7 protein-coding genes are annotated in these 8,719 nt (G+C 64.9%); 3 read left to right on the top strand and 4 right to left on the bottom strand.

Features of this window, described 5'->3' with window-relative positions; translation table 11 throughout:
- Nucleotides 1-732 (top strand): phosphatase PAP2 family protein (locus IC66_RS0111785; protein ID WP_162131329.1); only part of this gene is annotated, 732 nt, incomplete at its 5' end.
- 462 nt (nt 733-1,194) lie between these two features.
- Complete coding sequence (gene ppc, locus IC66_RS0111790; protein ID WP_038947754.1) at nt 1,195-3,987, top strand: phosphoenolpyruvate carboxylase; 2,793 nt, start codon at nt 1,195-1,197, stop codon at nt 3,985-3,987.
- 135 nt (nt 3,988-4,122) lie between these two features.
- Here ppc and IC66_RS0111800 read toward each other — a convergent pair whose 3' ends face one another.
- From IC66_RS0111800 to IC66_RS0111815, 4 genes are all read right to left on the bottom strand, one after another.
- On the bottom strand, nt 4,123-5,235 hold the full coding sequence (locus IC66_RS0111800; protein WP_028143254.1) for an SMP-30/gluconolactonase/LRE family protein: 1,113 nt from the start codon (nt 5,233-5,235) through the stop codon (nt 4,123-4,125).
- 116 nt (nt 5,236-5,351) lie between these two features.
- Complete coding sequence (locus tag IC66_RS0111805) at nt 5,352-6,266, bottom strand: SDR family oxidoreductase (protein WP_038947755.1); 915 nt, start codon at nt 6,264-6,266, stop codon at nt 5,352-5,354.
- 125 nt (nt 6,267-6,391) lie between these two features.
- Entirely contained in the window at nt 6,392-7,531 is a 1,140-nt protein-coding gene (locus IC66_RS0111810) for a thiolase C-terminal domain-containing protein (protein ID WP_038947756.1), read from the bottom strand.
- Nucleotides 7,532-7,534: 3 nt separating this feature from the next.
- Nucleotides 7,535-7,948 (bottom strand): Zn-ribbon domain-containing OB-fold protein, encoded by a 414-nt coding sequence (locus IC66_RS0111815; RefSeq protein ID WP_038947757.1) that lies wholly within the window; start codon nt 7,946-7,948, stop codon nt 7,535-7,537.
- Between the two features lie 192 nt (nt 7,949-8,140).
- Between IC66_RS0111815 and IC66_RS0111820 the strand changes: the two genes are divergently transcribed.
- On the top strand, nt 8,141-8,719 hold a 579-nt coding region (locus tag IC66_RS0111820; protein WP_038947758.1), incomplete at its 3' end, for an amidase family protein.

Genomic DNA, 8,719 nt, shown 5'->3' on the forward strand with positions numbered 1-8,719 from the left:
GACGCCAGATTTGCCGAGCTTGACCGATTGCTCGGCCTGGACTGGCCTGCATATTTCCATTTTGCGATGGCCCATCCGGAATTGCTGCTGTACGCCAAGTTCTTCTACGCAATGATCCTCGTGCCGGCCTTCTGCGTTCCGGTCGTACTGGGGTTGATGGGTCAATATATCCGTCTGCAGCAGTTCGTGATGGCGTCGACATTGGCGTTGTGCGTGGTGATTGTCGTCTCCTCCCTGCTTCCGGCGATCGGCACCTATTTCGAGTTCGGACTGCCCTCCGACACCGAGCTGTTCAAGGCGAACGGATATGGAGGACAGGCGAGCGACATACCTATGCTGCGCGATGGCACGTTGCGAGCTCTCAACATCGTGAAGCTCGGCGGCATCCTCACTTTCCCGAGCTTTCACGCTGCCACGGCGCTTCTCAGCATCTGGAGCTTATGGAGCATTTGGTGGCTGCGTCCCGCCCTGCTGGTGCTGAATGGGGGAATGCTCGTCGCGACCCCGCTGGTCGGAGGGCATTACTTCGTGGATGTGATCGCGGGCGTGTCGGTGGCTGCGCTGACGATCCAGGCGTCGAAAGGCCTGACGGCGGTCGTGGCTGCAAGTCCGCTGGCGGTCTCGACGCAGCCGAGCTCGGCGACACCGGGTCGGCTGGTCGCTCTTGCCTTCGCCGCCATGTTCGTGCGGCCGTTCCGGCGGAATATGTCCCGGCATGCGATACGCCCATGAACCATTGCGCAGGGAAGGCCGGGATGTCCCGGCGTCACCTGTGGTTCACCCTGCGTGCGTCTTGTCGCGTGCGGACCCTGGGTGCCAGCCGGCGCCCGGCCTTCCCTGCGTCCTTTGTTCTCGATGAGGGCGAAACGGACAGCAAAGCTCGGGCGGAATACGCCGCGAGAAGGCGAAGGCGTGTTTTATCAGTTGAAGAGAGCTCTCGTGCCCCGGACGCAGCGCGTCGCGCCTTCGCGGCGTGGTGCGCTGCAGAGCCGGGGCCCAGAAGGCGGCAGGGACGGTGCGGCTTTCTGGGTCCCGGCTCTGCGCAGCAACGCTTAAGGCGTTGCAGCGCGTCCGGGACACGAGTTTGGCCGGCAGTGTGCAATGCCCCCAACTTCGTCTTGCACTGCGGTAGAAAAATATCGCACACTCCACCGGACTGAGGAGCCGCAAGGAGCTCTTGAAGAGGAGCGAGCCATGTCCCTCCAGACCATACCATCCGACAGCGCCGAGCATCGCCCCAACCGCCCTGAGGACGTCCAGGCGCAGGAGGCCGACGCGCGGCTGCGGGACGACATCCGCCTGCTCGGGCGCATCCTCGGCGACACCGTGCGCGATCAGGAGGGCGCCGAATTGTTCGACCTGGTCGAGCGCATCCGCCAGACCTCGATCCGCTTCCACCGCGACGAGGACCGGCTCGCCCGCCGCGAGCTCGAGCAGATCCTCGACAGCATGTCGACCTCGGAGACGGTGCGGATCGTCCGCGCCTTCAGCTACTTCTCCCACCTCGCCAACATCGCCGAGGACCAGAACAACATCCGCCAGATGCGGGCTCGCAGCGCAGGCAAGAGCTCCGGCGTGCTGGCGGAAACGCTCGCCCATGCCAGGGACGCCGGCATCAAGCCCGATCAGCTCCGCAGCTTCTTCAAGTCCGCGCTGGTCAGCCCGGTGCTGACCGCGCACCCGACCGAAGTCCGCCGCAAGAGCACCATGGACCGCGAGATGGAGGTCGCCGGCCTGCTCGATCGCCGTGAGCGCGTGGCGCTGACCGCGGAGGAGGCCGATGCCAGCGACGAGCAGCTGCGCCGCGAGGTGCTGACGCTCTGGCAGACCAATCTCTTGCGCCGCACCAAGCTCACCGTGCTCGATGAGGTCGCCAACGGCCTGTCGTTCTACGACTACACCTTCCTGCGCGAGGTGCCGCGGCTGGTCAACGCCCTCGAGGACCGGCTGGAGGAGGGCGGCGAGCAGGCGGCTTCCGAGCTCGCCTCGTTCCTGCGCATGGGCAGCTGGATCGGCGGCGACCGCGACGGCAATCCCTTCGTCACCGCCGACGTCATGCGCGGCACGCTGCGGCTGCAGTCGAGCCGGGTAATGCAGTTCTATCTGGAAGAGCTGCACGTGCTCGGCTCGGAATTGTCGATCGCGGCGCATCTTGCCGACGTCTCCGAAGAGCTGCGCAACCTGGCGGAACGCTCGCCGGATACCTCGCCGCACCGGAGCGGCGAGCCTTATCGTCTGGCGGTCTCAGGCATCTATGCGCGCCTGACCGCGACGGCCGAAAAGCTCGCGGTCGAGATCACGCGCCGGCCGGTCGGCAAGGGCGCGCCATATGCGAGCGTGAAGGAGCTGCAGGCCGATCTCGACGTGCTGCACCGCTCGCTGATCTCCAACAATGCCCGCGTCATCGCCCGCGGCCGGCTGCGGCTGCTGCGGCGCGCGGTGGACTGCTTCGGCTTCCATCTCGCCCGGCTCGACATCCGCCAGAACTCGGCGGTGCACGAACGCACCATCGCCGAGCTGATGGACGCCGCCAATCCCGGCATGTCCTATCTCGCGCTCGGCGAGGAGGCGCGCATCTCGCTGCTGACCAACGAGCTGCGCTCGACGCGCGCGCTGGTCTCGCCCTTCGTCAAGTACAGCGACGAGACCATGGGCGAGCTCAACGTGTTCCATGCCGCCGCGGAAGCGCATGCGATGTTCGGCTCGGACGCCATTCCCCAATGCATCATCTCGATGTGCAAGGGCATGTCCGACATGCTCGAGGTCGCGGTGCTCCTGAAGGAGGTCGGCTTGGTCCATCCCTCTGGCCGCAGCGCTATCAACATCGTGCCGCTGTTCGAGACCATCGAGGATCTGCAGGCCTCCAGCGGCATCATGGACCGCATGCTGTCGCTGCACGATTACCGCCGCCTGGTCGACAGTCGCGGCAGCGTGCAGGAGGTCATGCTCGGCTATTCCGACAGCAACAAGGACGGCGGCTTCGTCACCTCGGGTTGGGAGCTCTACAAGGCCGAGATCAACCTCGTCGAAGTGTTCGAGCGGCATCACGTGCGACTGCGCCTGTTCCATGGCCGCGGCGGCTCGGTCGGCCGCGGCGGCGGTCCGAGCTATGATGCCATCATCGCGCAGCCCGGCGGCGCCGTGAACGGCCAGATCCGCATCACCGAGCAGGGCGAGATCATCTCGTCGAAATATTCCAACGCCGAAGTCGGCCGCAACAATCTGGAAATCCTCGCGGCGGCGACGCTTGAAGCAAGTCTCTTGCATCCGCGCCAGAGCGCGCCGCGCCGCGAATATTTGACCGCGATGGACGAATTGTCGAACCTCGCCTTCAAAGCCTATCGCGGCCTTGTCTACGAGACCGACGGCTTCGTCGATTATTTCTGGTCCTCGACCGTCATCAACGAGATCGCGACGCTGAACATCGGCAGCCGTCCGGCCTCGCGCAAGAAGACCCGGGCGATCGAGGATCTGCGCGCCATCCCCTGGGTGTTTTCATGGGCGCAGTGCCGGCTGATGCTGCCGGGCTGGTACGGCTTTGGCAGCGCGGTCGAGCAGTGGATCACTGAACATCCCGACAAGGGCATGCCGTTCCTGAAGGAGCTCTACAGGGAATGGCCGTTCTTCCGCATGCTGCTCTCGAACATGGACATGGTGCTCGCCAAAAGCTCGATCGCGATCGCCTCGCGCTATGCCGAGCTGGTGCCGGACGAAGCCTTGCGCGAAAAAATCTTCGGCCGCATTCGCCGCGAATGGCATTCCTGCATCGAGACGCTCCTGGACATCATGGGGCAGGACCGCTTGCTGCAAGGCAATCCGCTGCTGGAGCGCTCGGTGCGCCACCGCTTCCCCTATCTCGACCCGCTCAACCACGTGCAGGTCGAACTCTTGAAGGAGCATCGCGCGCAGAACCCCGACGAGCAGGTGCTGCGCGGGATTCAACTGACGATCAACGGGATTTCGGCGGGGCTGAGGAATACGGGGTAGCTACCGGGCCACGTTGCTGCCCGATACTCAGCCGTCATGCCCGGGCTTGTCCCGGGCATCCACGTTCTTGGCATCGCGCGGTAAGGCGTGGATGGCCGGGTCAAGCCCGGCCATGACGCGGAGAGAGTGGGGCACTCAACAGAAATGCGCGCCTTGCGTCTCCACATAGACCGCATAGAGCGACTGGCTTGCAGTCATGAACAGGCGGTTGCGCTTCTTGCCGCCGAAGCAGACATTGGCGCAGGTCTCGGGCAAGAGGATCTGCCCGATGCGTGCGCCGTCGGTCGGCGCGAACACCTGCACGCCGTCATAGCCGGGACCGACCCAGCCGGCGCCGACCCAGATGTTGCCCTCGGTGTCGACGCGCAAGCCGTCAGGGAAGCCGGACTTGCCGTCGAGCGTCATGTCGATCAGCTTCTTCGGATTGGACAGCTTGGCCCCGTCGATGTCGTAGGCCCACACCACGTTCTTGGCTTCAGGGTAGTGCGTGATGCCGGTGTCGCAGACATAGAGCTTCTTGTAATCGTGGCTGAAGGCGATGCCGTTCGGCTTGAACGGCTCGTCCGCGACCTTCGCCACCTGTCCGGTCTGGGTGTCCAGGCGATAGACGGCTTCCTTCTGGTGCGGCTGCAGCGAGCCGGTATTGGCGAGCTTGCCCTCGTAGATGCTGATCGCGCCGTAGCCGGGATCGGTGAACCAGATCGCCTTGTCGTTGGGATGCACGACCATATCGTTCGGGCCGTTGAGCGGCTTGCCACCTGCCTGCTCGGCCAGCGCTGTCACCGAGCCGTCATGCTCGTAGCGGACGAGGCGGGTGCGCTCGGCGCTGAGCTGGCGGCCCTCGGTGTCGAACGAATTGCCGTTGGCCTCGTTGGACGGCTTATGGAACTGCTCGGAGATATGGCCGTCATCGTCGAGATAGCGCAGCTGCCGGTTGGCCGGAATGTCGCTCCAGACGAGATATTGTCCCTGCGCATTCCACGCCGGCCCTTCCGCCCAGAGGCAGCCGGTGTAGAGCCGCTTGATTGCGGTGTTGCCGACCTTGGCCTTGAAGCGCTTGGGATCGATGGCGATGATGTCGGGGTCGGGATAGCGCTGCGGCTCGGCATTGGCGCCGAAGTCGCGGGCGTCAGCATTGGAGGCGAGCAGGGTCGATGCGGCGAGTGTCGCTGCACCCTGCAGCAGCGCGCGGCGGCCGAGACCGCCGCCTGCAGTCGTGTCGTCGGAGTTGGTCAGTATTCTTGTCATGGTTTCCTCCCAAAGTTTCGTTGGGAGGCGACCATTCGCCCGCAATCAGGCGTAAACCGGGGCGATCTCCGGACAAGACAACCGGAGATCGCAGGGCAGGAATGCCGGAAATGCGGCTAGACGGGATCCCAGGTGAAGATGTCGGCGGAACGGTCGAGCTTGTAGAACGAGCCCTTCAGCGCCGGCATGCCGTGTTCCGCGATCGATTGCGGCGTCCAGCCTTCGCTCCGCTGCACCGAGCGGATCGGACGGTTCTGGCTGAACAGGAAGATCTCGTTCATGCGCACGCCAAAGATCTGGCCGGTGACGTCCTTGGCGGAATCGGAGATCAGATAGCCGCAGAGCGGCGCGATCTTCTCCGGCCCCATCTGCTTGATCTTTTCGACCCGCGCCTTCTCCGCTTCAGTCTCGGTCGGGATGGTGCCGATCATGCGCGTCCAGGCGAACGGCGAGACGCAGTTCGAACGGACGTTGAAACGGCCCATGTCCAGCGCGATGGATTTGGACAGCCCGACGATGCCGAGCTTGGCGGCGGCGTAGTTGGCCTGGCCGAAATTGCCGATCAGGCCGGAGGTCGAGGTGAAGTGCACGAAGGAGCCCGACTCCTGCTCGCGGAAGATCCGCGCCGCGGCGTGGCTGACATAGAACGAGCCCATCAGATGCACCTTGATGACGGCCTCGAACGCTTCCACGCTCATCTTGTGGAAGATCATGTCGCGCAAAATGCCGGCATTGTTGACGACGCCGTCGAGCCGGCCGAAATGATCGGTCGCGGTCTTCACGATCTTGCTGGCGGGAATGGCTTCCGCGACGCTTTCGAAATTGGCGACGGCCGTGCCGCCGCGCTTCTTGATCTCCTCGACCACCTCCTCGGCAGGCGCAGCGTTCGAGCCGGCGCCGTCCGAGGCTCCGCCGGGATCGTTGACCACGACCTTGGCGCCTTCCGCCGCACAGAGCAGCGCGATCTCGCGCCCGATGCCGCGGCCTGCGCCGGTGACGATGATGACCTTGTCTTGCAGTGATTTGCTCATGGGGGTTTCTCCGCTGCCGTTCCAATTTCCGCCGTCATTCCGGGGCGCGCCCCTTGGCGCGAGCTATGATGCGCAATTGCGCATCATAGCTCGTCGCTGACGCGATGCCTCGGAATGACAGCCGCTTACCTCTCGTTCGTAAACACGATCGTGCCACTCACCGCGAACATGCCGCCGACGCCATGACACACCGAAATCCTCGCATTCGGCACCTGTGCCGGCGCGATGCCGCGCATCTGCCGCACGCTCTCCTGCAGCGCGTACATGCCGTACATGCCCGAATGCATATAGCTCAATCCGCCGCCATTGGTGTTGAGCGGCAGCTTGCCGCCCGGGCGCGTATTGCCGTCCGCGATGAACTTGCCTGTCTCCTCATGCGGCATGAATCCGAGATCGCCGAGGCCGAACAGCGGCAGATGCGCGAAGGCATCGTAGATCATGAGATGGTCGACGTCCCCGTGGGCGATGCCGGCCTCCTTGAACGCGAGGGGGCCCGCGGTCTTGAACGCGCGCGAGGAGTTGAAGGTCTCCATCTGGCTGACCATCGGCGTTTCCACGCTCTCGCCGGTGCCCATGATGTAGACGGGCTTGCGCGGAAAACCCCTGGCGCGGTCGGCCGAGGTCAGGATCAGCGCGCCGCCGCCGTCGGTGACGAGGCAGCACTGCAGCAGGCGGAACGGATAGGCGATCATGCGCGAATTGAGCACGTCGGCGACCGTGATCGGGTCCTTCATCATCGCGCGCGGATTCTTCGCCGCCCATTCCCGCTGCACCACCGCCACGGAGGCGAGCTGCTCGTGCGTGATGCCGTAGGTCTTCATGAACCGCAGCACGGGGATCGGAAACATGCTGGGCGGACCGTAGACGCCGAAGGGCGCCTCGAACTGGCCCTGCAGACTGTCCGCCGGGATCGAGCGCGGCGCCTTGCCGATCATCGACTTGCCGCTCTCGGCATGGGTGATCAGCACGGTCTTGCACAAGCCCGCCTCGATCGCCGCCGCGGCATGGCGGACGTGCAGCATGAACGAGCAGCCGCCGACCGAGGTGCCATCGACCCAGGTCGGCTTGATGCCGAGATAGTGGCAGACCTGCTGCGGCGTCTCGACCGCGGTGGCAAAGCCGTCGATGTCGGAGAGCTTCAGTCCGGCATCGGCGATCGCGTTGAGCGCCGCATCCGCGTGCAGCTGGAGCTGCGAGGCGTTCGGGATGACGCCAAGCTCGGTGGTCTCGGCCGCGCCGACGACGGCAACCTGATTCTTGCGCATGGCTTACCCCTTCGCCGGACGAAACACGGGGAGGGTGATCTTGTCGTCGAGCGCCTGGAAGGCGACCTCGAGCTTCATGTCGAGCTCGAGCGCCTCGGACGTCTGCGGACAGTCGATGATGTTGCTCATCATCCGCGGCCCTTCGGCAAGCTCCACCACGGCGATCGCGTATGGCGGCGTGAAGCCGGGCGCGGCGGGACGGTGATTGATCACGTAGCTGTAGAGGAAGCCCTTGCCGCTCGCCTTGAAGATGCTGACCTTGCGCGAGGCGCAGGACGGGCAGAACGGGCGCGGCGGGAAGTAGACATGCGCGCAGGCGTCGCAGCGTTGCAGGCGCAATTCGCCCGCTTTGGTGCCGTCCCAGAAATGCTGGGTTTCCGGCGTCGGTTTCGGTCGCGCGCGCTGCGGTTCGGCCATGTCGGAACGCCCTCCCAGAAAGCAAATCTTGATAAGGCAGGCTCACGCCCGCCCGTTTCAAGCTTGATGCGACAATCGACCATGGTGCGTCAACGGTCCAGCAATACGCATGCATGCCATCATGCGCACAATGCTTGTGTCGAACTGAGGCAGCGCTATAGATTGCGCGCGACAATATTCCGTGAGACAGACATGCCCGAATTTCCGACGCTGGCGAAGCTCGCCGAAGACCTCGAAAGCGGCCGCACCACCGCCCGCAAGCTGGTCGAGGCGTGCATCGCCAGGATCGCCGATCCCGCCGGGGAGGGGCAGCGCACCTTCCTCCATGTCGACAAGGACGCCGCGCTCGCGGCGGCGGATGCGATGGACGGCTTGCGCAAGGCCAAGGCGGCGCCATCGCGCTATGCCGGCATCCCGATCTCGATCAAGGATCTGTTCGACATCAAGGGCCAGGTGACACGCGCCGGCTCCCGCGCGCTCGACGATTCGCCGCCGGCCGAGCAGGATGCGGCGACAGTGGCGCGGCTGCGCAGGGCCGGCTTCGTCGTGATCGGGCGCACCAACATGACCGAGTTCGCCTATTCCGGCATCGGCATCAATCCGCACTACGGCACGCCGAAGGGCGCCTGGAACCGGGCCCAAGGCCATGTGCCGGGCGGCTCCTCCGCCGGCGCGGCGGTGTCCGTGCTCGATGGCATGGCCCACGGCGCGCTCGGCACCGACACCGGCGGCTCGTGCCGGATTCCGGCGGCCTATAACGGCATCGTCGGC

The organism is Bradyrhizobium genomosp. III (assembly GCF_000261705.1).
In the GTDB taxonomy this organism is placed as follows: Bacteria; Pseudomonadota; Alphaproteobacteria; order Rhizobiales; family Xanthobacteraceae; genus Bradyrhizobium; species Bradyrhizobium ottawaense.